Annotated in this window: 28 protein-coding genes; 18 read left to right on the top strand and 10 right to left on the bottom strand. The window is 41.5% G+C overall.

What is annotated here, in order from left to right; all coding sequences use genetic code 11:
- The first annotated feature begins 19 nt into the window (after positions 1-19).
- The 9 genes from QWT69_RS10490 (at position 20) to nhaC (ending at position 7,894) form a co-directional block, all read left to right on the top strand.
- Positions 20-808 (top strand): alpha/beta hydrolase, encoded by a 789-nt coding sequence (locus QWT69_RS10490; protein WP_317965485.1) that lies wholly within the window; start codon positions 20-22, stop codon positions 806-808.
- A gap of 21 nt (positions 809-829) precedes the next feature.
- A complete protein-coding gene (locus QWT69_RS10485) occupies positions 830-1,408 on the top strand; it encodes a histidine phosphatase family protein (protein WP_317965483.1) in 579 nt (192 codons plus the stop codon).
- 99 nt (positions 1,409-1,507) lie between these two features.
- Positions 1,508-2,035, top strand: a complete 528-nt coding sequence (lepB, locus tag QWT69_RS10480) for a signal peptidase I (RefSeq protein ID WP_317965481.1) — start codon at positions 1,508-1,510, stop codon at positions 2,033-2,035.
- Between the two features lie 77 nt (positions 2,036-2,112).
- The gene (locus QWT69_RS10475; RefSeq protein ID WP_317965479.1) at positions 2,113-2,301 is read left to right on the top strand and encodes a hypothetical protein; all 189 of its coding nucleotides are present in this window, start codon (positions 2,113-2,115) and stop codon (positions 2,299-2,301) included.
- A 143-nt stretch (positions 2,302-2,444) separates the two neighbouring features.
- Positions 2,445-4,601: an ATP-dependent helicase gene (locus tag QWT69_RS10470; protein WP_317965477.1), complete on the top strand. Its 2,157-nt coding sequence runs from the start codon at positions 2,445-2,447 to the stop codon at positions 4,599-4,601.
- Positions 4,598-4,975 (top strand): fluoride efflux transporter FluC, encoded by a 378-nt coding sequence (locus QWT69_RS10465; protein ID WP_317965475.1) that lies wholly within the window; start codon positions 4,598-4,600, stop codon positions 4,973-4,975. Before QWT69_RS10470 ends, QWT69_RS10465 begins: the two co-directional genes overlap by 4 nt.
- Entirely contained in the window at positions 4,972-5,331 is a 360-nt protein-coding gene (locus QWT69_RS10460) for a fluoride efflux transporter FluC (protein WP_317965473.1), read from the top strand. The genes QWT69_RS10465 and QWT69_RS10460 overlap by 4 nt, the downstream gene beginning before the upstream one ends.
- 118 nt (positions 5,332-5,449) lie before the next feature.
- The gene (locus tag QWT69_RS10455; protein WP_317965471.1) at positions 5,450-6,184 is read left to right on the top strand and encodes a thermonuclease family protein; all 735 of its coding nucleotides are present in this window, start codon (positions 5,450-5,452) and stop codon (positions 6,182-6,184) included.
- Between the two features lie 330 nt (positions 6,185-6,514).
- A complete protein-coding gene (gene nhaC, locus QWT69_RS10450; protein ID WP_317965469.1) occupies positions 6,515-7,894 on the top strand; it encodes a Na+/H+ antiporter NhaC in 1,380 nt (459 codons plus the stop codon).
- A gap of 480 nt (positions 7,895-8,374) precedes the next feature.
- On the opposite strand, the gene QWT69_RS10445 is transcribed toward nhaC, so the two are convergent.
- The 3 genes from QWT69_RS10445 to QWT69_RS10435 form a co-directional block, all read right to left on the bottom strand.
- Positions 8,375-8,905, bottom strand: a complete 531-nt coding sequence (locus QWT69_RS10445) for an isoprenylcysteine carboxyl methyltransferase family protein (RefSeq protein WP_317965467.1) — start codon at positions 8,903-8,905, stop codon at positions 8,375-8,377.
- A 12-nt stretch (positions 8,906-8,917) separates the two neighbouring features.
- Positions 8,918-9,997: a type III polyketide synthase gene (locus QWT69_RS10440; RefSeq protein WP_317965465.1), complete on the bottom strand. Its 1,080-nt coding sequence runs from the start codon at positions 9,995-9,997 to the stop codon at positions 8,918-8,920.
- Positions 9,998-10,235: 238 nt separating this feature from the next.
- On the bottom strand, positions 10,236-10,688 hold the full coding sequence (locus tag QWT69_RS10435; protein ID WP_317965463.1) for a YaiI/YqxD family protein: 453 nt from the start codon (positions 10,686-10,688) through the stop codon (positions 10,236-10,238).
- 125 nt (positions 10,689-10,813) lie between these two features.
- On the opposite strand from QWT69_RS10435, the gene QWT69_RS10430 reads away from it, so the two are divergent.
- The 8 genes from QWT69_RS10430 (at position 10,814) to QWT69_RS10395 (ending at position 15,656) form a co-directional block, all read left to right on the top strand.
- Positions 10,814-11,044, top strand: coding sequence for a hypothetical protein (locus QWT69_RS10430; RefSeq protein WP_317965461.1), 231 nt, complete (start codon positions 10,814-10,816; stop codon positions 11,042-11,044).
- Between the two features lie 185 nt (positions 11,045-11,229).
- Entirely contained in the window at positions 11,230-11,385 is a 156-nt protein-coding gene (locus QWT69_RS10425; protein ID WP_317965459.1) for a hypothetical protein, read from the top strand.
- A gap of 69 nt (positions 11,386-11,454) precedes the next feature.
- Positions 11,455-12,831 carry a leucyl aminopeptidase family protein gene (locus QWT69_RS10420; protein ID WP_317965457.1) on the top strand — a complete coding sequence of 459 codons (1,377 nt, stop codon included), beginning with the start codon at positions 11,455-11,457 and terminating at the stop codon, positions 12,829-12,831.
- A 228-nt stretch (positions 12,832-13,059) separates the two neighbouring features.
- Positions 13,060-13,170: a putative holin-like toxin gene (locus QWT69_RS10415; RefSeq protein ID WP_317965455.1), complete on the top strand. Its 111-nt coding sequence runs from the start codon at positions 13,060-13,062 to the stop codon at positions 13,168-13,170.
- 531 nt (positions 13,171-13,701) lie between these two features.
- The gene (locus QWT69_RS10410; RefSeq protein ID WP_317965453.1) at positions 13,702-14,106 is read left to right on the top strand and encodes an HIT family protein; all 405 of its coding nucleotides are present in this window, start codon (positions 13,702-13,704) and stop codon (positions 14,104-14,106) included.
- Between the two features lie 71 nt (positions 14,107-14,177).
- Positions 14,178-14,573 carry an NUDIX hydrolase gene (locus tag QWT69_RS10405; RefSeq protein WP_317965451.1) on the top strand — a complete coding sequence of 132 codons (396 nt, stop codon included), beginning with the start codon at positions 14,178-14,180 and terminating at the stop codon, positions 14,571-14,573.
- A 138-nt stretch (positions 14,574-14,711) separates the two neighbouring features.
- Positions 14,712-15,122: a GNAT family N-acetyltransferase gene (locus QWT69_RS10400; RefSeq protein ID WP_317965449.1), complete on the top strand. Its 411-nt coding sequence runs from the start codon at positions 14,712-14,714 to the stop codon at positions 15,120-15,122.
- 342 nt (positions 15,123-15,464) lie between these two features.
- Positions 15,465-15,656, top strand: coding sequence for a hypothetical protein (locus QWT69_RS10395; RefSeq protein WP_317965447.1), 192 nt, complete (start codon positions 15,465-15,467; stop codon positions 15,654-15,656).
- Positions 15,657-15,977: 321 nt separating this feature from the next.
- On the opposite strand, the gene QWT69_RS10390 is transcribed toward QWT69_RS10395, so the two are convergent.
- Genes QWT69_RS10390 through QWT69_RS10380 form a run of 3 tightly spaced genes read right to left on the bottom strand, consistent with a single transcriptional unit; the run spans position 15,978 to position 18,455 of the window.
- Positions 15,978-16,934: a TRM11 family SAM-dependent methyltransferase gene (locus QWT69_RS10390; protein ID WP_317965446.1), complete on the bottom strand. Its 957-nt coding sequence runs from the start codon at positions 16,932-16,934 to the stop codon at positions 15,978-15,980.
- Positions 16,931-17,497 (bottom strand): hypothetical protein, encoded by a 567-nt coding sequence (locus QWT69_RS10385; protein WP_317965445.1) that lies wholly within the window; start codon positions 17,495-17,497, stop codon positions 16,931-16,933. Before QWT69_RS10385 ends, QWT69_RS10390 begins: the two co-directional genes overlap by 4 nt.
- A 55-nt stretch (positions 17,498-17,552) precedes the next feature.
- Positions 17,553-18,455, bottom strand: a complete 903-nt coding sequence (locus tag QWT69_RS10380; protein ID WP_317965444.1) for a cation diffusion facilitator family transporter — start codon at positions 18,453-18,455, stop codon at positions 17,553-17,555.
- Between the two features lie 298 nt (positions 18,456-18,753).
- Here QWT69_RS10380 and argH point away from each other — a divergent pair, with 298 nt between their 5' ends.
- Positions 18,754-20,076, top strand: a complete 1,323-nt coding sequence (gene argH, locus QWT69_RS10375) for an argininosuccinate lyase (protein WP_317965443.1) — start codon at positions 18,754-18,756, stop codon at positions 20,074-20,076.
- Between the two features lie 35 nt (positions 20,077-20,111).
- On the opposite strand, the gene QWT69_RS10370 is transcribed toward argH, so the two are convergent.
- The 4 genes from QWT69_RS10370 to fabI form a co-directional block, all read right to left on the bottom strand.
- Positions 20,112-21,668 (bottom strand): YndJ family protein, encoded by a 1,557-nt coding sequence (locus tag QWT69_RS10370; RefSeq protein ID WP_317965441.1) that lies wholly within the window; start codon positions 21,666-21,668, stop codon positions 20,112-20,114.
- On the bottom strand, positions 21,661-22,269 hold the full coding sequence (locus QWT69_RS10365; RefSeq protein ID WP_317965439.1) for a DUF4166 domain-containing protein: 609 nt from the start codon (positions 22,267-22,269) through the stop codon (positions 21,661-21,663). The genes QWT69_RS10370 and QWT69_RS10365 overlap by 8 nt, the downstream gene beginning before the upstream one ends.
- A 9-nt stretch (positions 22,270-22,278) precedes the next feature.
- Positions 22,279-23,175: a DoxX-like family protein gene (locus QWT69_RS10360; RefSeq protein ID WP_317965437.1), complete on the bottom strand. Its 897-nt coding sequence runs from the start codon at positions 23,173-23,175 to the stop codon at positions 22,279-22,281.
- Positions 23,176-23,350: 175 nt separating this feature from the next.
- Positions 23,351-24,130, bottom strand: coding sequence for an enoyl-ACP reductase FabI (fabI, locus tag QWT69_RS10355; RefSeq protein WP_317965435.1), 780 nt, complete (start codon positions 24,128-24,130; stop codon positions 23,351-23,353).
- Positions 24,131-24,143: the final 13 nt, after the last annotated feature.

Here is a 24,143-nt window from a genome sequence, read left to right as displayed (position 1 = left end):
AAATGTGGAGGTGAGATTCATGTGGAAATGGGATGCGGAAGGGCAACCTAAAGCGGTTGTCGTAATTGTTCACAATGCATATGAACATCATCGGAGGTATGCGTGGCTTATTCAGCAATTACGAAACGGGGGATTCCATGTCGTCACAAGCGACTTGCCGGGACATGGATCTGAACACGGAAGAAAGATTCATGACGAATCTTTCGAGTCTTATGTCGATCATGTGAAGAAGATGATGGATGTAGCTCTTGCAGATAGCTTGCCGTTATTTGTAATGGGACATGGACTTGGTGCGACAATCGTCATGAATATCCTGCAGAAAAGTAAACTGGAATGTGCGGGATTCATTTTCAGTTCACCTTGGCTATCAATGAAACATCAACCATCCAAGTTTTCAGGTGTATTGACGAAACTGTCCAATTCGATGAAATTAAATCATGATATAACCATTGAAATGCTGACAAGGAATTATGATATGTACATAGAATTCCAGAACGACCGTGATTACAGTTCAACCGTTGTTGCCGCATGGTATCGAGAGTTACTTGCAATGATGAAGTCGGTTACGACAAATGAGGAAAGTATTTCTGACGTCCCTGTATTAATCCATACAGGAGGCAATGATAAGATAACGGATACAGCATACGCAAAAAAGTGGTTATCAAGCCAACAACTATCCGAATTTCAATTTAAGGAATGGAAGCATTTATATCATGATCTCTATCAGGAGCCTGAAAGAGAAGAGGTCTATTTATATATTGAATCATTCATGAATAATGTACTCCGTTCACTTGGCTATATCGTTTAAGAAATTAAAGGGGTGGTCAATTTGACGATTATCGGTTTTGTCAGACACGGTGTCACTGCCTGGAACAAAGAAGGCAGGGCGCAAGGGAGTTCTGATGTACCTTTGGATGAAGAAGGAATTGAAATGGCTATACGTGTTGCAGAACGTTTGGCGGGTGAACAATGGGACGCCATTTACACAAGCCCTCAAAAACGGGCAAAAGAAACCGCTGAAATCATAGCTGGTAAAATGGTTGGCATGGAACTTGTCGAAGATGTCCGGTTGCGGGAAGTTGGCGGTGGCAAGGTTGAAGGAACAACAGAAGCAGAGCGCATCGAAAAATGGGGAGAAGATTGGCGGCTTCTCGATATGGGATTTGAACCACAAGAAGCGATTATCGAGCGCGGTCTAGCTTCCATTAAAGAAATTAAGGCGAAATATCCTGAGCAAAGCGTGTTGGTTGTCAGTCATGGAAGTTTCATTAAACGAATGCTCAATGAGCTAATTGCTGATACAACGTTTGACATAAGTTTGGACAATACATCCATAACGATCGTTGATCTTCAAGATAATAAGGGCATATGCGAATTGTTCAATTGCACAAAACACTTGCAGTTATGAATGAAAGATTCTGTATACTTGTTAAATAGGGACAAATTACGAGAGAAATAGTCTATACTTACTTATAGGAAACAAGTAGATATGAACGGAGGATATTATGTGAAGAAAGAAACTACTGCTGAAATTTTTTCATGGATTAAGTCCCTTGCGATTGCGTGTATTCTTGTTTTTGTCATTCGACAATTCCTGTTTTCACCAGTAATTGTATCGGGGCAATCCATGGAACCAACATTTGAATCAGAAAACCGTGTTGTCATCTCTAAAATTCATAAGCTTGATCATTTCGATTTAATCGTTTTTCATGCACCCGGTGAAAAGGAAGATTATATCAAAAGAGTAATCGGATTACCTGGCGATACTGTTGTCATGGAAGACGATAGGCTTTTCATCAACGGAAAAGAGTACGAAGAAAATTATGTACAAGCGAATAAAGACCGTATTTTTAAAGATCAGAAACTAACAGAAGACTTTGAAGTGACAGTTCCTCAAGGACAATTATTCGTATTGGGTGATAATCGCAGACATAGTACGGATAGCCGCGCAATTGGTTGCATTGATGAAGAATCTGTAGTTGGTAAAGTTGGCTTCCGATTTTTCCCTTTTAATTCAATCGGAGTTCCTAAGTGAAGAACAGCTTTCATCATGAGTAGTTTTCCTCTTTAAGGGTATTCTAAAAGTAGACTACTCTTGAAGGAGAGATGACATTGTCCAGTTCTGACAAGCACAAACCGCATGAGAGCGATAAAGGTCATGAACCCAAAGCCGAATTTACAGAAACCGAGTTCACGGATGAGCAGCGACATACAAACGAAGTCGCTTCAACTGCTTATCAAGGCAGTAAGAAAGAAAAAGTGGATCTGAAAAATGATCGACTGGAATCCGGTGGTTTTTAACTAAACAGCATGATCCAAAAGCAGTCGAAGGGAGTAGTCCAAATCCTTTCTTCTGCTTTTTCCATTTACCGATGCAACTCCTCTACAAATAATCGGTCATATGGTAAATTGTATACAACGTGAGAAGAAGGAGCACCTGTGAAATGAAAGATTTTTTTAATCGAAAAATGGATGAATTACATATAGCACTAAACGATATTCAAAAAAGGGCTGTTTTGCAAACGGAAGGCCCATTATTGTTGTTAGCTTGCCCAGGATCGGGCAAGACGACAACGATGATCATGCGGATTGGTTACTTGATTGAAGAGAAGAACGTCAATCCGAAACGCATAAAAGCGATCACTTTCAGCAAAGCGTCAGCTCGTGATATGACTGATCGTTTTAAACGATTTTTTCCTCAGCATAGTCCTGTCGATTTCTCAACGATCCACAGCTTAGGATTTGCGATTACACGTACATATATGACTAAAACGGGCGTATCGTATGAATTAATTGAAGGTGGCGGTAAGGGAAAGCCTGCTCTCAATAAAACACAAATGCTGAAAACACTATACAAACAAGTCCTTCATGAAGATTGCCCAGAAGATGAATTAAATGCGCTGTCAACGTTCATCAGTTCACTCAAGAATCGAATGACGCCCTTTAAAGAGTGGGAATCAGTAAAAGGTCCGTTTGACAAAGCTGGAGAGATTGCACTGAAATACGAACAGCTTAAAACAAAAGAAGTGGGGCATCTTTTGCTCGATTTTGATGATATGTTGACGATTGCCGAGCAGGCAATGCGTGTCGATGAGCAGATTGCTGAGCAGTTCCGCACGCGCTATGACTATGTGCTGACAGATGAAAGCCAGGATACTTCCCTCGTTCAGCATCGTATTATAGAACATCTCGTTGCGCATCACGGCAATCTTTGCGTCGTTGCGGACGATGATCAATCGATCTACACATGGCGTGGAGCAGATCCTGCCTATCTACTCGATTTCAAACTCGTATATCCTGATGCGGAACTTTTAATGATGGAACAAAATTATCGTTCATCCAAAGAAATCGTTGAAACGGCTGCAACATTCATTACACGAAATAAAGACCGATATGCAAAAGCAATGCGTACGGACAATGGAAGTACCGGCCCCATCCTCATCAAGCAATTCGATGATCAAAAACGGCAGCTTGACTATATTACATATGAACTGCTCGCGGAACAGGATTTAAAGGAAGTCGCAATTTTATTCCGAAATAATGCGTCATCTACGCTGTTCGTCAACGAATTGCACCGCAGAGGAATTCCTTTTTATATGAAAGATGCAGATGATAAATTCTTTTCGCATTGGGTCGTGGAAGACATCTTGAATTTCATGCGTCTTAGTTTCAATGATGAACGGAAAGATATCTTTTCTAAAATTGTCATGAAAATGAATTTGTTCCTATCCAGAACGATGCTCAATGAATTCCTGAATCGAGAAACAACTGGCAATGTCTTTGATGCAATGATCGATACGGTTCACTTGAAAAGTAGTCAAATTGAAAAATTGAATGACTATAAAGAAGTGTACAAGAAGATACCTACTATGCGTCCAGCGCAAGTAATCCGTATGATCCGCTATGAGCTTGACTATGAAGTAGCGATAAAAAGCCGTGCAGAGAAATTCGGTTTTCGTTTTGAAAGCCTCCTTTCCATTCTGGATACACTTGAAGGAATCGCATCACAAGTGCGGACGATGGTAGAATTTGCAAACCGGTTAAAGGAATTGGAAGAGGCGGTTCAGCAAGCAAAATTCAATCCACCTGCGAATGCATTGACGCTCTCAACATTCCATAGCGCAAAAGGGTTGGAGTTCAAACGTGTGTTCATGATCGACTTAGTGAAAGGGACGATACCTTCAGATGAAGATGAAACCCCGTTACTCCTGGAAGAAGCCCGAAGACTGTTCTATGTCGGCATGACAAGAGCGAAGGAACGATTGGAATTACTGTCCTATCGCAATTCAAACGGCAAAACAAAAGAAGATTCACGATTTGTGAATGAAGTACGTGGGATATTAACAAAGCCTGACCAACTAGAGCATATGGAAAAATCACCCGTTAGAAAACCGAAAAAAGTTATCGAAGTAAATCCAAATGGGATTAGTGATCGGAAAGAGTTGACGGTAGGGATGCAAGTTTCCCATCATGTATTCGGCAGAGGAGAAGTAGCTGAGCTTAGCGAGGAAGAAATTTTAATCCAATTCGGTAAAGAGGAGAAACGACTATCCTTGGAACTGATTTTGGCACGCAGACTTTTGGAAGAGGTGGACGCATGAAAACCGAGCTCTTAGTCGGACTGGCCGGAGCTACAGGGGCCATTTGCAGAATTGCAATTAGTGAGCTGTTTACAGGCGTTTTAACATTCCCTATTGCCACGCTGGCAGTAAATCTCTGTGGAACGTTGTTGCTCTGTGCTCTAAGTGCTGGAGCTATACGGAAAGTTTCGTCCAATGTGGGCGTCCAAACTGCAATCATGACCGGTTTTCTCGGGTCTTTTACGACGTTTTCCGCATTCAGTTATGAAACCGTGACGTTGTTTCAGCAAGGTGCGGTATGGATTGCGATTTTTTATAGTATGGCAAGTATTTTCGGTGGTTTGGCAATAGGATTTATGGGCATGACGATTGGTCGAAAGTCGGTGGGGACATGACTGTTGCAGATGTGCTTCTACTAGCAGCCGGTGGTTTTATCGGTGCTGTTTTGCGGTATGCAATTTCAGAGAAACTGAATCGAAGCAATGGATTTCCTGTTGGTACACTGATCGTCAACCTAGTAGGTGCACTATTAATCGGTTTCGCATTCGGCATGAAATTACCACTTATTTGGACGCTCTTCATAGTATCTGGATTTGCGGGGGCATTGACGACATTTTCGACGTTAAATAAAGAACTACTCTTGTTGTGGCAAGGTGGGCATAGAAAGGCTTTTTATACTTATTTATTCATGACGTATGTATTCGGGGTTTTATTGACATATATCGGCTTTATAAGTGGAGGGAACCTTTGATTTAGAATGTTGCTATTCTATGACTAGAAACTAAATTAAAGGGTATTGAGCCCGTAATTATGATAGAATAGCAAACATGCTAGTAGTATGGATATAACTAGTTTGAAAGGAAGGCCCTATGAATAACGTACATAAGCAATCATCAAATAAACGCAAAAAAAGCAGTTTGTTACTTACCGCAATCGTCTTAATCATTATAGGCATTTACACAGTTTGGAATGAAGAAATAGATTCAGAACCAACGCGTGACGGTCTCATTCCGGTCGAGTTAGTCAAAACGATTGACGGCGATACGATAAAAATCATGTATGAAGGCAAAGAACAAAATGTCCGTTATCTGCTAATCGATACACCTGAAACGAATCATCCCAGACTGGGAAAGCAGCCTTATGGTGAACAAGCAAAACAACGGAATCAGGAATTGATGAACAGTGGTAAACTTGAAATTGAATTTGATATCGGTGAAAAATATGATAAATATGGTAGGCTACTTGCTTATATTTATATCGATGGCGAAAGTGTCCAGGAGAAACTACTTGAAGAAGGTTTGGCGCGGGTCGCCTACGTCTATCCACCGAATACGAGGCATTTGGATTCCTATGAGTTGGCTCAACATCGCGCAAAGAAAGCGGGAATTGGCATCTGGACGCTTGAAGATTACGCAACAGATCGAGGATTTGACAGTGTCTCCTACCAACCTGAGAAAACTGACAAAGCTACTAAAAAAGGAACCGAAGAATACTATAAGAATTGTACAGAGTTACGCAAGAAGTATCCTGAGGGCGTCAAAAAAGGGCATCCCGCCTATGCAGAACGGATGGATGGCAATAAAGACGGCCATGCTTGTGAATGAAGTACTCAACAAAAACAGTATTGACATCTTCATCAAACATGTTAAGATACAACACAAGCAACAATGACAGTAAATGAGTAAATTCTATAGTAATGTGGAGAGTCGGCATAGTAATCCTGTCGTGGGCAGCAAGAAGAGACTGAATGGACAATGCAAATTCAGGCAGCGGCATGGATGAAGTACACCGACGATTGAGCTCCTATATGAACGAAGTGGAAGGCGGTAGTTGCGGTCTTCAACTAGGGTGGTATCGCGGAGAACTCCTTCGTCCCTTTTACAGGGATGGAAGGGGTTTTTTCTGTTTACAATAGAATATAGGAGGAATACAACATGTTTCAGATTAAATCTATCCATAAGCCCGCCTTTTGGGAAGCTGTCCTTTTAACGGTTGGAATCATCATAATCATTAGCACCAGCATCATATTTTTCGAGTCGGTGCCGCACATTCCTATTCTGTTTTCAATTCTCTTGTTATTCGGATATGGCTTCCTGAAGAAAATCCCTTATAAACGTCTGGAATCGGGTCTAGTAGAAGGGGCAAGCGCAGGAATGAGCGCGGTTTTCCTGTTCTTTTTCATTGGTATTCTAATCAGCAGCTGGATGATGAGCGGAACGATTCCGACACTAATCTATGCTGGGTTCCATCTTGTCACACCGACATTTTTCTTTGCAATTGTCTTTGTCGTAACCGCGATTGTCGGGATATCAATCGGGAGTTCATTGACGACGGTTGCTACGATTGGTGTCGCGTTTATCGGTATGGCACATGTGCTTGAATTGTCATTGCCGATAGCAGCAGGCGCAATCGTCTCAGGAGCATTCTTCGGGGATAAAATGTCGCCTTTATCGGATACAACGAACTTGGCATCTTCAATTGTCGGTGTCGATTTGTTTGTGCATATCCGCAATATGAGTTGGACGACCATTCCTGCATTTATCATCTCGTTTGTGCTGTTCGGTCTATTATCACCATCCGTTTCTACAGTAGAGTTTGATACAATTTCTTTCTTCCGGCAAACGCTAATGGATACCGGGATGATTCATTGGTATACGGTCATTCCACTCGCCCTACTTTTTTTAATGTCTATTAAAAGAGTTCCGGCAATGATCACTTTGGCAATTAGTTCAGCAGTGGCAGTGTTGCTGTCATACTTCCATCATACGTATGCCTTGTCTGAAGTAATGAGCGTTCTGTTCTTTGGGTTTAAATCAGTAACAGGAGTAGAACAAGTCGATGAATTGCTGTCCAGAGGTGGCATGAATAGCATGATGTTCACAGTAGGTCTTGTGTTACTTGCACTGAGTATGGGTGGCTTGCTGTTTACACTTGGCATTGTCCAATGTTTGTTAGCGCGAATTGAATCCGCTCTGAAGAAAGCGTCGTCGGTTATAGTCGCATCGGCCTTAACAGCAATTAGCATCAACATAATGATTGGGGAACAGTACTTGTCGATTTTACTAACAGGACAAGCTTTCCGCGGTCAATATGAGAAGGTGGGGCTAGCGAATAAAAACTTGAGTCGAGTTATGGAAGATGCGGGTACAGTCGTCAATCCACTTGTACCATGGAGCGTGTGCGGGATTTTTATAGCTGGCGTACTTAATGTAGACGTGTTGGATTATCTCCCGTTTGCGTTCTTCTGTCTGCTATCACCAATCCTTACGGTAATTTTCGGTTTTATGGGTAAGACATTGACGCATGTGAAGTAAATCTACGTTTCGATACGAGGCGTTTACGTTTCGATACGGAGCTTCTACGTTTTGATACGAGGCGTTTACGTTTCGATACAGCGTGTTTACGTTTCGATACGAGGCGTTTACGTTTCGATACGGCGCCTACGTTTCGATACAAAGCGTCTACGTTTCGATACGAAGCATCTACGTTTCGATACGGCGTCTACATTTCGATACGAAGCGTTTACGTTTCGATACAGCGCGTTTACGTTTCGATACGGCGTCTACATTTCGATACGAAGCGTCTACGTTTCGATACGGCGCGTTTACGTTTCGATACAGCGCGTCTACGTTTCGATACGAAGCGTCTACGTTTCGATACAACGTCTACATTTCGATACGAAGCATCTACGTTTCGATACGAGGCACCTACATTGTGATACAGCTACTCAGCTCTTCAATTCTACTTAAAAAGCCGTGATTTCATTCATAAGAATGAAGTCGCGGCTTTTTACGTCAATCTATCGAAAATTCCTCTTTATAATTCGTCACTTTCTTCAACGCCTGCTCTTCAGCTGGAATCCGCACAGACATCATCCAAATATTCAAGAGTGTAAACAGTATCGCAGTAAAATAGGCGCTGAACAGTAACGGCAACACGATCAACTCTGTCGCAACGATTACATAGTTAGGATGCCGGATCCATTTGTATGGACCTTTTCGTACGACTTCTGCATTCGGTAACACGATAATCTTTGTATTCCAATACTTCCCGAGTGAAGATAGACACCAGACCCGAAGCACTTGAGCCAATAAAAAGAGCGTTAAGAACAATGGCCAAACCGGGGAAAGTTGACGGTTGAAACCAATTACTTCAACAATAAGTGCTATGAAAAAGCATACATGCATAGCGACCATATAAGGATAATGGGAAGCACCCGCTTCGAAAGCGCCTTGACTTTTCATCCATTTTTCATTTCGCTTTGCGATGAATAACTCAACGAGCCGCTGAATGATGACGATAGTTAGAACGATGGCCACGATCATAAACTAGTCACCTCAATCCCATTTCAACAGCAGCAATTCACCGCAGAAACCCGGTCCGAGTGCAGCCATGATTCCGTATTCGCCTGCGGACGGTTTAGATTCCATGAATCGTTTAAGTACATATAGGACTGTTGGAGATGACATATTGCCGTGGTTACGCAGAACATCTCGCGAAATATCCGTCATGGATGACTCAAATCCTAATGCTTTCTCATAAGCGGTCAAAACCTTCTTTCCACCAGGATGCGCCACAAAATGACTGATGTCATCTTTGTTCAGTCCGTATGAAGAGAGGAACTCGTGCACAAACGGCCCTAGCCAGTCCGTAATAATGGCAGGAATACTTTTGGAAAACACAACATACAAACCGCTGTTTTTAACATCCCAGCCCATCACATCTTCTGAATCAGGCATCAGTTTCGAAGTTGTTCCAACGATAGAGGGAACAGGCACATTCACTGCGATTTCCGATTGTTCCCCCGCAACTAATGCACAAGCCGCACCATCTGAGAATAAGGAGACCCCGACAAGGTTGCTTTTAGAATAATCGTCTTTCTGAAATGTTAAACTACATAATTCAATCGATAGGACAAGCACGTTTTCTTTTGGAAACGCCATGCAATACTCATAAGCCCGACTTATACCAGCTGCACCACCCGCACACCCAAGTCCCCATAAGGGAATCCGTTTCACATCATCGTGAAAAGGAAGTTTGTTCATAATGCGTGCTTCGATGCTCGGTGTTGAAATGCCTGTACTTGAGACGAAAATAATCGCGTCGATCTGGTTGTAATCTACTTCAGTTTCCAGAAACGAAGTCTCGGAAAGACATCTTTGCACTGCATCTACTCCTAAAGTAACTGCGTGTTGAATATACAATTCGTTGCGTTCTTCAAAGTCATGTTTCTTTCCATACCATTCAAGCGGCATGCAGACATCTCGCTTTTCGATATCCCCATTCTGAAAGACTTTCAACAAACGTTCGATATCTTTGTATTTCTCACTAAAAAGAGAGCGTGTAAGTTCAACAGCTTCTTTCTGTTTTACTTCATAGGGTGGAAGCACATTACTGACGGAAAGGATTTTTGGCATTGGATAACCTCCGATGAATTTAACAATCTTTAGCCGAGTTAGTTAGTAGTTAAACATAAACGTTGAAATAGTTTCTAAGATGAGGATTAGTAGGGTTGATATAGGAGAGAAAAAACATGTCCTTCTTTAATGTAAATCATTATCTGTGTAGGTATGAATAAAATCTATACCTCAAAACATGTTTTATTATATGAATGGTTTAAGTTGAATATGAAACCCTCCACGCAAACGGAAGGTTTCAATCCGTACTGGATAGAAGGGAGTTGCATAGTTCACGTAGCTTGGTTATGAAGAGATCATTACTTTCTTTGGAACGTTTCTTCGGTCCCTTGAGTCGCCCGCCTGCCATGCGGATTTTCTGAGCATTATGTCTGGCATATAATAGTTGGTCGATATTGTCGTTTGTGTAGCGACGGCCATTTTGGTCGATTGGGTGTCCTTGTTTCGCGAGTACCATTGCAGCGAGACCATAATCTTGAGTCACGACAATGTCGTCTTTTTGTACCTTGTTTACTAACACGAAATCCACGGCATCCGCTCCTTTAGAGACAATAATCGTATCTGCTCCTTCACGATGCATTTCGTGAGCTGTGTCACAGATTAGCGTGCAAGGCAGCTTGAACTGTGTGGCGATTTTAATCGTTTCATTTACAACAGGACAACCATCTGCATCGACGAATATGTTCAACATAAGAAGACCCCTTTTCACTTTCGAATAAAAAATCGGATTGTGTCTCACTATATCATATTCACAGGTTTTCTTTTCATTCTGAAAGGGGAATAGTACTAAAAATACGTGAATAGGAGCGTGACGATATGTTTGAAAAAAAAGAAGCTATGTCAATCGAGGAATCTGAAGAGTACGGACGTAAAACAGATGCACGGAATGCGGCACTAGAAAACGTTGAAGTGCATGAAGACGATGAAGTGACGCTAGTCGATCAGATTCCACCTCCACTAAGTGAAGAACAAATCAAAAAGCGTGTCGGGGAAGGGAATTATACGAATGTCCATAAAAATGACGGATTAAATTCGGTGAACAGCTAAAAGCGATGGGGGAGTCAAATGATTCCCTCAATCGCTTTTCTTGTTTTACCGTACTGTTATCTTTCCGTTTGAAGATTTCAGTTTGATTTGATGCGCTTCATTGCCGAATAATTCCATTTTAGTGAAAATGAAACTTTAAAAACGTTCATTCGTATTAATATGTACTGTCTTTGGAGGTGTAGAGTATGGATACTGGTTATGTCGTCGGATGGGGAACGCTGTCATTAATCAATGCTGGCATCGCGCAAGGCAAGAATAGAAGTGGGCTCAATTGGTTTTTATTGTCCTTATTGCTTGGACCTGTTGCGACCTTTTTCCTCGTTATCAGCGAAAAGAGATAATTCTTTCAATCAATCAAACTTGTGGTAAACTATTTCTATAGTCGAAATAGATATTTAGGGGGAAATAAAATGACTGAAGTGAAAATCATCTGTGTATGCAACGAATTAATTGATGGAAACGCAACATTGAAAAGTTTTGTAGAAAATCAAAAAGCGGGGCATTGTTCAGTCGTACTTGAAGATACACAGTATGTCGTTATTAAATCAGTGAAAGAAGCAACACTTGAAAAAGTGCGTTCAACAGCAGGCAATATCGCCCGCGACTTAGCCAGCCAAAAAGTGGACAAGGCAACTGTTGTAGAAGGCACTCTTGGAAAGCTGTTTAAAGACTTAGATGAGAAGGCAGTCTTCACTGCATTTGCTGAAGGATGGGACCTCGGTTCTTATCAGTTCCTGACATACAAATCAGAAGAAAAACCATTCCAAACTGCATTAGCTGTAGAAGATGCAAGTGCAGAAAACGCTGTTGAACTTGGTAAAATTCGCGCGGCTGCAACTGCTTTTTCACGTGATTTGATGAATGAAGTATCGGACGTTCTGAATCCTGAAACATATCCTGAAGTATTGAAAAAACAATATGAAGGCACTGGAATTCAAGTGACTGTACACAATAAAGAAGATCTTGAAAAAATGGAGATGCACGGTGTACTTACAGTTTGCCGAGGCAGTAAATATAAGCCTTCATTCGTAGAGCTAGTCTACCAAGGAGACGCTTCCAAGCCGCTAGTTGCACTGGTCGGTAAAGGGGTTACATTCGATACAGGCGGGATTAGCTTGAAAAGCGGTAAAGACTTGAGCGATATGCGCATGGATATGGGTGGATCGGCTGCTGTTGCAGGAGCGATGCAATTACTTGCGAAAACAAATGCAAAAGTAAACGTCGTTGCACTTATTCCGATGGTCGAAAATACACCGGATAATACGTCTGTCTTCCCTGGTGAAGTCATCACGTATAAGAACGGCAAAACAGTACAAGTAGGCAACACGGATGCAGAAGGGCGTCTGATCCTTGCTGACGGACTGATCCGCGCAGGAGAATTGAACGCTGAATACATCGTGGATATCGCAACACTTACTGGTGCTGTTGTTGCAGCATTAGGAACTGAACTTGGTGGCGTATTCGGTGACGAAGAGCTTTCTCAAGTGATGAAAAAAGTCGGCGATGAAAACGGTGATTTCGTTTGGCCGATGCCGTTAGTAGAAGCATACGATAAATCATTGGCAAGCGATTACGCAGATATGAACAATATTAGCTCAATGGGCTTTGCTGGCTCCATTACAGCTGGTCTATTCCTTAAGAGATTCGTTCCAGAAAACAGCAAATGGCTGCATGTCGATATGGCAGGCATGATGAGCAAGTCAAGCAACTCCGGCTATTATGCGAAGTCAGCAACAGGCTACGGCGCGCGTTTGCTCGCTGATTACACTGTTAAAATTTCAGAATAAAAAAGAGAGTGTCCCCATTTATGCGGGGCACTCTTTTCCTTTATACACAAACTACAATCTGCCTTTTGAAAATAATAATTGCATAAATGACTGGCACTAATACTATTTAGAGCTGAAGTTGATTTGTTTGAATTCGATGTTATTAATCTATAATAATGGTAGAATTAAGTATGCAGCTACATTAGCGGATGGGCGGTTTGGCACTCCCTTGAGGAAGGGGGTGTTTATATGGTGACATACGATGCAATGAACATGTTATTCCAATTTGGAATGTTCCTCGTAGCAACGGCAACAATGGTTGTAGCGATAATTGCTCTATTCATCAACAGAAAAAAGTAACCACCCTCCGCTACTGCTAGGAAGCTGAGTGGTTACTCTTTGTAACACCTTATGTTTTTATTACTGGCCAACCGCACTTCATGCGGATGTCAGCTGCATTGACCAGGTGTTAGCGCACCTGGTCTTTTTTAGTATATACTTAGTTTACCACAATTAGACTGAAGATACACATGTTTGAGTTTCCGTTAAGAATGAATTTAGATTAGTATAGTTATAAGTTTTTACGAGTGACATAAAGAGATTCACACTTTTGTTTGTATATAAATATTTATGGCGATTATCGATAGAAATTAGCGTTCCGATCGGTAAACGGATTAACAACATAACATAAATTTATGTGCCCTTGCTAATTAGCTTGTGAATTGGAAGTTGGAATAATTTATTTGTGGAAAATTTAAAGATAATTGAAATCATTGAAGAGAACAATCGGGTATCGTGCTAAAAGAGATGATAAGAGGTCGGCTTATTCTACAAACCGGCCAGATTGCGAAATAAGAGAGTGTTACAAATAGTAGTACGGGGAGATAAGGAATGAAAGAGTGTTTGTTTTGCTATCCAGAGTTAGAACCTACTCAAAACGTAATTATGAGCAATGAGTTTTGTATGTTTTTACAGTTAGATCAAGCTAAACAAGAGGGTATTCAACTTGAAGGTGCAGGAATAATTGTACCAAGAAAACATAGGGAGACAGCCTTTGATTTAACACCTGAGGAATGGAATGCTACATACACACTTCTTCAAGATGTGAAAAGATACTTAGACGAAAAATACCAACCGCAGGGATATAACCTTGGTTGGAATTGTGGTGAAGTTGGAGGGCAGCATATATTCCACTCGCATTTTCACGTGTTACCAAGATATGAAGATGAACCACTTGCAGGTAGAGGAATTAGATATATGTTTAAGAGCCCTAATAATCAAAGAGTAGATTCTTAATATATTTAATTCGTAGTACAGTATTCGGGCTATTAAGCTTAATGAGAGTTGTACAAAATGGGGGTATTAGTTTGGATAGTTGGTCAGGTTCAGCGGGGATTTGTATCAATGAACACAAAGAGATTTTAATGATTAAGGGCTTCGATTCGGAGGGATGGGCAGTACCTTCTGGTGGTATTGAAAAAGGCGAAAGTCCAGAGGAATGTTGTGTTAGGGAAGTTAAAGAGGAAACAGGATATGATGTGAAGGTCATTGAACAGTTAAAACTTAAAGAAACGACTATTAAAGGAATACAAGTAAAAACTTATTATTTTAAAGTTGAAAAGATTGGAGAAAGTTCCGGAATAAATAATCCAGATAGAATTATAGCCGAAGCCGATTGGAAATCTATATCAGAAATAAAAGCTATTAGACACACCTATCCAGAGGACTTAATATTTTTATTAGAACAACTTGAACGGTTATAAAGCAATTGGAAGCGATTCTGGATTATAAATTTTCACTCGTTCAACAATCGGGCCCGATTAAGGAGAAGAACTTTAGTGTAGTTGTAGGTGTGTAGGATAAAGTGAAGTAGATAATAATTTCTTTTGGAAGGTGAATTTATGAATTTCAAGGTTATTGAACTTAATGATTTACAGCTTGAAGATATTGAAAATAGACTTGAACAGTATGACAAAAATCATATTACTTATGAAATTCCAGGTAGTATAAAAATTGGTGTGATGAACGAAGATAAATTAATTGCTGGAGCAGATGCATGTATGACTGCATTTAAGATTTTGTATGTTTCTACTGTATTTGTTGATGAAGATTATAGAAATAATAAAATTGGTACAATATTAATTAAAGAGATTGAAGAGCGAGCGGAATTATTTGGAGCTAATATGATTAGATTAGATACATTTAATTGGCAAGGGCGAGATTTCTATCGCTCACTGGGATATGAGGAAGTTGGATTTTACGAGAATAAAGAAGATGGTTTTTCTGAACATTTCTTTTTAAAGAGATTATGAAATAAAGCACATTATTTGTATGATATACAGTTAGATTCTTCCGTAATCGGGCGCGAGAGCTAAACAACAGTTCTTTCAGGATACTTAGTTGATCGGAGCGGAAGCCGGCGACTCCTGCGGGAACAGCACGAGCCGAAGACCCTAGACTGAGCATAGCGAGGGAAGCGGCTGAGACCGTGTCCGCGGAAAGCGTCCGGCTGCAGCGCAGATCAACGGCTTAGAACCGCTATCCCGTTATCGGACGCTATTGCAGTATAGACGATTGCGTCCAGATCACGTAAAAGGGCCATTTTCTTTAGAACTAACTCTCGAAGTAGTGAATTTTTAAAGGAGGGATTAATTATGAATAAATATCGTGGTTATGCAATGATAAGTGGGTTTTTAGGAGCATTTCTAATTGCGACTGGTATGATGTTGAAAAATATTGTTACTTTCTCACCATCAATCGGTTGGATAGGTGGAGCCGTATTGTTTTTTGTTGCTGCTTTTTTCACTATAAAATCAAATAAACGTAATGTAGAAATGACTTCTTAATATCTAAATTGAATTTGAACTTCTACAAACGGTCACGATTGCTTGGTACTACACTCTAAGTTGATTGGAGTAGAGGCCGGCGACTCCTTGGGGATTAGCGTGACAGGTGAGACCCCGCAGGGTAGCGTAGCGGACCGAGGAGGCTCACCGCACGGCCCCCAGGAAATCGTCCGGCGGGAACGCAAATCAACGGTTTCACTTTATTTTATTAACATAGATGAAATATAAAGAAGAGCCCTAATCCACGTGCGAATTAGGACTCTTCCTCATAACTAATTTAATAACGAGTGAACTAAACGGAATCCGAACCACTCTTTTCCTTTATACACAAACAACAATCTGTCTTTTGAAGTTCGATTTTTTCGCAACGCAGCGATCGATGATTTCAAAACCAGCTTCCTTGATCATATGGTCCATCGGTTCAATCGTCACGACAACGAGTTTGGATGTAATACGTCTAGCTGCGGTTAAGATATCCTGTTGACCTTCTGCAGTAATATGAGTGAACAGATTATACGGCATATCGATAATGGCTACGTCATATGTATCTTCCACTTCCGCAATTGGACCGATGTCGACTTCACCTTCCAAACCGAAATGAGCAAGATTCTTCCTGGATCCGAGTACTACAAGGGGGTTAATGTCTCTGCCAACCATATCGATACCCATGGAACGAGCTTCAACGAGGACAGTACCGATTCCGCAACATGGATCGATCGCGCGGACTCCCGCTGGATGAGGTACCGCGATATTGGCGACTGCACGGGCAACTCGTGTACTTAAAGCAGTGGAATACATATGCGGTTTTTTCAAATGATATCGCCAAAAAGGTTCGCTCTCACGCACAATGCCAAAATACCATCTATTTTCGTGCAAAACAAAACCATAGTCAACGGCCGGATTATTCAAATCGGCTTCCCCTTGAATTAGCTCCCCAATCGACCGCTCCAACACTCTTCTTTCTGGATGAGGGATTTTCTCTGTCTTGTCGAGTGCGATGGAATTCATACAAGTCACTTTAAATGTCTGGTGGCTGACAAAACGCTCTGCCTCTTGAAGAAAATCATTCCAATCGGTGCTAGAAAATAAAATTTCGAGCCGCTCTTTCATGAACGGACTTCTGCTCGGATCAATGTCAATCGTGCTTTTAAGAATATTGGCAGGACGATCGAAACCGAAAAAAGCCCGCATTTCTAAACGGCAAAGATCATGTTCATCTACTTGTCGTACATACGTGTAGATGAATTCACTCTTTTTGGTTTCAAATGCGTGTTTCAATTGGATACCTCAAGTGTTTCTAGCATCGTGAAGATGAAACGGTAAGCTAGATCGACTGCTTCTGCGAGGGGCATGTCACGTTGAAAACCATCTAATGCATCAAGCGGTACGTTAACATCCCAAAGTCCGTCCTGATCTGAAAACATGGCACTTGATGTCTGTAGACCGACATGCTCTTTCAAATAGTCTTTGAGGAAAGGACCCCATTTCTTCTGGATCTTCAATCCGAATAAAACAGTGAACGTATGGAATACATCATCTGTTTCAAACGCCATGCCATCGACGCGAACAGTTTCGAGGGCAGGGGAATCCAAAAAGACAAATTCTTCAATCTGATTCGTAAAATACGTGATAGGCGTATCCATGAAAGATGCATCTTCTTCCTTAATGACTTCCTCAGTCTCTTTTAGGCACCTCTCAATAACGGGAAACATCCATTTTTTCTCTCCAATTGAAGAATTCTCATCAATCAATCCAAGTTTTTCTGCGTATAGCTTTTCAATTGGAAACAGTTCGATATTGTTTTCATTCTCAATAATCTGCATGATTTTATCTTTTAACATTAAAGACACTCCTTTACAATGTACAGTATACCTTAAATTGCGGGATACAGTATTGTTATTCCCCTGGATACCAAGGGTTTAGATGGATGAGAACCTCATCCACATCTGCGTGTTCAGTAATAATTAGATTTCGTATTTTGCTGGATATGTCATGACCATCTTGCACAGTCAGCGTGGCAGGTATTGCAATACGCAAGTCAACAAGTACATAATGTCCATGTTCACGTGCGCGCAGACGGTCAATGCGCTTCACTTCAGGCACTGTTAAGATTAATAACTCGAACTCTCCAAGCCGCTCTTCTGAAACAGTCTTCTCCATTAGTATATCCATAGCCTCTTTACCGATTGTTATCGCGAGACGAAGGACGAGAATGGATACGATGACACCGGCAAACGGATCTCCGTACGCAAGAAGGGGGATGTCATAGGCATCTCCAACCAACGCCAACCCGATTCCGATTACAGCAGCGAGTGATGCATACACATCCGCCAAATGATCATACGCAGTAGCAATCAAACCTTTACTATTTGCTTTCTTCCCGACACGCATCGTGTAAACGTATAATGTCTGTTTCCAAACGAGCGAAATGATAGCAGTGAACAATGCGATGAAACTCGCCTTAGCCGGTTCTTCAAAGAAAGTGGATATGGCTTCAAATCCGATATATAAAGCGGCTATGACTAAAATAATTGCGACAAGCCCTGATCCGATGACTTCGGCCTTACCATGTCCATACGGGTGATCATCATCAGCAGGACGTTGGGAGAATCGCATAGATGTCAAGGCGGCTGCGGAAGCAACTACATCTCCTGCGTTATGGAAACCGTCCGCCAAGAGAACGGGACTGTTAAAAAGGGCCCCGACAGTAATTTTAAGGACAGTAAGAAGAATATTACTTATTAAGCTGATCCAGATCGCTACAACAGAAGCAAAAGAATGAGCGTGTTTAGTAGTCATAAGATAACCTCCATTTGTTTTCCTAGGGAAAGAAAAACCCCTGACAGTGTATGTCAGGGGTTTGTGGGCGATAATGTATATGTAGTTTTGTCAATGAAAGATAGCATTGTCATCACTCTTTTTACTCGTATTTGAAAGCGTACAGTTAATCATAGCACTACAATGAACCTGAAGCAACAAATTGACAAAGCAGTACAGTTGAAACGTATAATGGTGTAATGATTCCATTGCAAACAACCAGTTTAATCATTATAATACAATGAAATGAATAAAAATACATAAGAGAGGTTGATTATACATGAAGCTTTGGGGAGGACGTTTTTCTAGCCGCGCAGATGAAATCATGGAACAGTTCAATACATCATTGCCCGTTGACTACCGCTTGTATCAAGAGGATATTGCAGGTAGCCTTGCGCATGTGACAATGCTTGTCTACAGTGATTTACTGACACCCGAGGAAGGTGAAGTACTTGTAGAAGGATTGGAATCGATTTTACGGGATATTGAAACTGGTGATCTGCTCATCGAAGGAGACTACGAGGATATCCATTCATTCGTCGAGATGCATTTGACAGAAAGAGTCGGAGAAACTGGCAAAAAGTTACATACGGCAAGAAGCCGAAACGACCAGGTCGCTGTCGATATGCGTTTGTATGCAAAAAACAAAGCAGTCGAAGTGATGGACAGTCTCCAAGCTCTTATCGATTCATTACTAGCGAAAGCGAAAACAAATAATGTCATCATGCCAGGTTACACGCATTTGCAGCGCGCACAAGTGGTTACATTTGGTCATCATTTAGGCGCCTATGTACAAATGTTTATGCGTGATCAAAAACGTGTTGGCAATGCACTTGAGTTGTTGGATGAAAATCCATTGGGCTGTGGTGCGCTAGCGGGGACGACGCATACTATTGACCGGAATGTGACGACAGAACTTCTTCGTTTTGCTAAACCCGTAGACAACTTTTTAGATGGTGTAAGTGACCGGGATTATATGCTTGAGCTTATGTCGAATTTCTCCATTATCATGATGCATTTAAGCCGTTTAAGTGAAGAACTCATTCTTTGGAGCAGCCAGGAATTCAAATTCATCACAATGGCGGATGCCTATTCGACAGGCAGTAGTATTATGCCGCAAAAGAAAAACCCAGATGCTGCAGAGTTAATCAGAGGGAAGACTGGCAGAGTATACGGTTCGCTCTTCGCTTTATTGACAACATTGAAAGGTCTTCCATTAACGTATAATAAAGACATGCAAGAAGACAAAGAGCAGTTCTTTGACGCACTTGACACCGTGCTCGATTGCATGGAAATTATGTCGAAAATGATCGACACACTAACAGTGAATGCCGATAATATGAAAGCGGCCATTAAAGCCGGCTTCCTGAATGCCACTGAAGTTGCGGACTACTTAGTTAGTAAAGGAACCGCATTCCGTAATGCACATGAGATTGTTGGAAAGATCATTATTCATTGTGAAAAAGAGAAAAAAGCAATTGAAGATTTGACCATACAAGAGCTTGCAACATTCAGTCCGGACATTGCGGATGACATTTATGCGTATATCGATTATGAAAACATTTTGACGAAAGGCAACAAGGGATTGATGAAGGAAATCTAAAAGTAAAAACAGCCGAAGGGATCCTTTGGCTGTTTTTACTTTTTTCGTATCGTATAGTTTATTGTCAAAAATGGTATTGTGAAAATCCGCATCGTATGGATTGCCGATAGTCTACCATCTGTTTCTTCTCGAACGAGAAAGTTCTCTTCGATTGGTAGCTTGAAATATGTGCTCCACCGGAATGATAAATAAGTGCCTGCGTCAGATGTCGGATCACTCTTTCTACTTGTTAGTTGCAAGTCCTCGCCCACTTTATTCAATTCCAACACGCCTGTCATTGTCGAGAACGGGAGTGGCAAAGCGATATTCATGAAGGTCCTGCCAAACGCATTCTGATGATGTGAATAAAGCGCTAGAAAGGTTAGCCGCTCTCCGATTTTGCGTATCCAAGCCCGTGTATGCTCACGGCCGTCCTGTCGATCGAGCAATAAAACATCCCCCGTCATTTCAACTTCTCTTGAATGAAGTGGCAAGTTGATTTGTTCTGTTTTCCGGCTAATCAATGCGTACACGAAAGCGAACGGTAAAAACCACCGATGCCATCGGACTGACGCATGCAGGCGATAGTCCATCGTGTTTTCATAGAAATCAGAAACGGCAGGGGCTACTTGTTCAATCATGTAAATGTCCATATCATCGACGAGGCCGCGGTGTGAATTAGACTGACCAATCCCCGAAACAGTTAGCTTTCCTCTTATCTGACTGATAGGGAAAACCGGTGGTCGATAATGAGATGCAGGGACAAAGAGCGACCATCCTACAATGCCGAACAGAGCAAATAGGACACAGTTCAACAGCCCGTGGAAACGCAGCATGAAATCAATCGTAATGGACGTGAGACCAAATCCATTGCCGAGTACATAAAAAAGCGAGAATGCAATCGTCACAGCTAGCGAAGTGAAGGAAAGGCAGACAAGCCATTTCTGTAACCGGTTTGCAAAAGTTGAGCGCCAGGCGGTTACGATAATTCCCGCCAATCCGATGATGTACAAGAGAACTGAAAATAACTCGATCCATCTGGAAAACGTGATTCCGATAGCAACAACCATTGGTGCAATCAACAGCAAACTACTGTAAAAATGATAAGAACGCGGTTTGGATAGCCTACCTAAAAATCCGATGAATAAAGGTAACAGGAATGCTGAGTAATGGAAGTGTATCGCGGTCAGCCACGTCAGCAAAGGTGTAAAGCCGGTATCAATATTAGCGACATATGCGAAATACCAAGCGCCCCCGAGTGCAATGTACATCATGGCCAAATCGATAGCGAATTCTTCGATATTCGTAAATCCTCTTTTTATGAAACGCGCTAATCCGAGCAAAGCAATACAGACCGTAAATGCCAAATAGATGAATGCATAGAAGGCGGGAAACAGATCTGTGATTTGTAACATAGCGATAGCCAAATAGGCAGGTGTTGCATAGAAATAATAGTTTCTGGATAACCATTCAGTCGTGTCCATCACCATTTTGAGCGCGATGGGCACATATAGGATTTGGGCGGCTGTCAATAAAAGATAAGGCCATGGATCTTTAGAAAATAGGGCAATGATTAAAAATAGCAGCAAATGAATACAGGCAAACTTACGCATCTTGGACAAACTCCCCTTCATACGAAAAGATATGACCAACTAGCGGATTTCTGACACTAACTTGTATTTGAAAAACGTCTTTCATTTCATCATAGCGTTCAGTAACTGTCGCAAGTCCGTGAAAAATCTTCGGAAGAGGAAGTTCAATTTTACCGAGAATAAGACGTTGATTTAACGAACGGATTGTAAGTGCGCCGTCACTGGACACGTCAAATGCCAAATCGGAATAAACTAAAGCAGGTTCTCCGAGATAATCTTTGATCACTGACCGGTTGGAATCGAGACTCATTAACGCATTGAAATAGCGCTTTTTAGTATCGAAATGAAAGATTCGTTCCCAGTGCACTTGTTCTTCATTATTTTCTCCCTTTAACACTTCGTTCTTTATCGTAAAAGGAATTGCCGTACCCCTTTCAGGAAATAGCAATTTCCAATGGACGCCAAGCTTGAAAATCGGGTATAGCCATTTGGGTCCGCCTTTGATGGACTTCATAGTACCTGATGCCTTAAACGATTTACTCTCTTCAAATGAATACCGTTTCTGAAGCATCGGGTGCAATCGAAAGAAGTCATCACCAAGCACTTTCTCATAAATAGACATTAGTATACCTCACCTTTTTCTTTTACAACTTGTTGCTGTAGGCACATCTTCACTGCTAAAATACCCGATTAGTGACAGGGCAATTAGAGCGAGATTGAACATGACCGGATTGAAGGGATGCAAAGCCGTTTCAGGAACAGAGACAATGGCTGCAAGCGTTAGCAACGGAAAGACTACTAATTGGAAAGCAAATAGGTGTTTTTTCCGTTTGTAAAATAACCAGAGTATACTGAACGCTATTTCAGCTACACCGATTCCGATGACGATTGCAGTTGAATGGCTAACAGGAATAGCACTTTGGACCATTGCGAGTTCTTCAGGATGTATGGCAATAATTTTCGGGACTAGCCCTTGATATAACCAGATTAATGAAAATAGCAAAGTAAGTCCATACGTAATGAAAAACCGTAAATATTGTGTTCTAGGCACCTCGCCTTTTTCAAGCCATCTTTTTAAGACGTCAAAACTTAACGCAGTGGCCCACCCAATGAGCGGCCTGAAAGCAATCGCATCGGCCAGTTTACCGACCCCCGAAAAATTTGGCTCATAATCATATTGTGTTAGAAATGTAACACCACCCTCTTTAGGGATATACTTCCAATAACCTTTGCCTTCTTTAATCGGTGAAAACCATTGATCCGTTCCAAAATGAAGTGAGGAAGAATGGGAGCCGTTAGCAACACTTCTTGATGCGACACTTTTACCCCATCCTTTGACCGTTATAAAAGGAGCAACTTTACGCTTATATGTAAATGTTTGCGGCTCGCCCTCTTTTTTTGGCAAATAGGTAATCGATGAAAATCGTACATCCCATTGGGAATGTAAATCAGGTTGCTGGGAAGCGTTCCAGACTTCCTCCATTTCACATTCCATATCTATTTCGACGTAAATTGGTTTTGTTTTCATTGAAATTCACCTCTAACTTACGACGCTAGGAGATTTGGAAAGTTCCGATCGGAAATAGACGAATTCTACTCTCTATCTCAAATAATGATCTATAGGTGACGTACTCATTTACCGAACTAGTAAAGTGTTATTTGTAGCAACCAAAGAAAAAAAGGAGCTAGTTAGGCTCCTTTTTTCATCCCATTATATTATAGCCCGCATCGACATAAATCAATTCCCCGGTTACGCCGCTTGAAAGATCGCTCAACATGACGATGGACATTTTGGCGACTTCCTCATTTGTAATATTGCGCTTTAAAGGCGCTTTTTCTTTAATTTGTCCTAGAATTGTATTGAAAGAAGGTACACCTTTTGCAGATAACGTACGAACGGCGCCCGCAGACAATGCATTGACTCGGATTCCGTCTTTGCCAAGATCGTTCGCCAAGTAGCGCATAGAAGCTTCCAGTGCAGCTTTTGCCACACCCATCACATTGTAGCCGTCAAGAACCCGTTCAGCACCGAGATAGCTCATTGTGATGATTGAAGCGCCTTCTGTCATATAGCGACGGGCTTCCCTCGCTGTAGCAATTAGAGAATATGCACTTGTATCTTGGGCAAATGCATAACCGCTGCGAGACGTTTCGACGAAATCATTTTTCAAATCTTCAGCATGTGCAAACGCGACAGAGTGGACGAGACCATGAATCGAACCGACCGCTTCGCCAATCTGTGTAAATGCTTGTTGAATGCTTTCGTCTTCATTGACATCACATTGAACAATCATTTTTGCTTCCAGTCCATTTTTCTCAAGTGCTGTTTCAAGTTTAGCAAGCGAGCGTTCTTTGCGATACGTGAAGATGACATTGGCACCGATATCGAAAAGGGATTTTGCAATACCCCAAGCGATGCTTCGTTCATTTGCCACACCCATAACTACAATATTTTTTCCTTTTAGTTTCAATAAATCCTCCATAGTAACCTCCTGA

Origin of the sequence: Sporosarcina oncorhynchi (assembly GCF_033304615.1) — a bacterium.
Classification (GTDB): Bacteria; Bacillota; Bacilli; order Bacillales_A; family Planococcaceae; genus Sporosarcina; species Sporosarcina oncorhynchi.
This window is presented reverse-complemented; position numbering and strand designations above follow the sequence as displayed.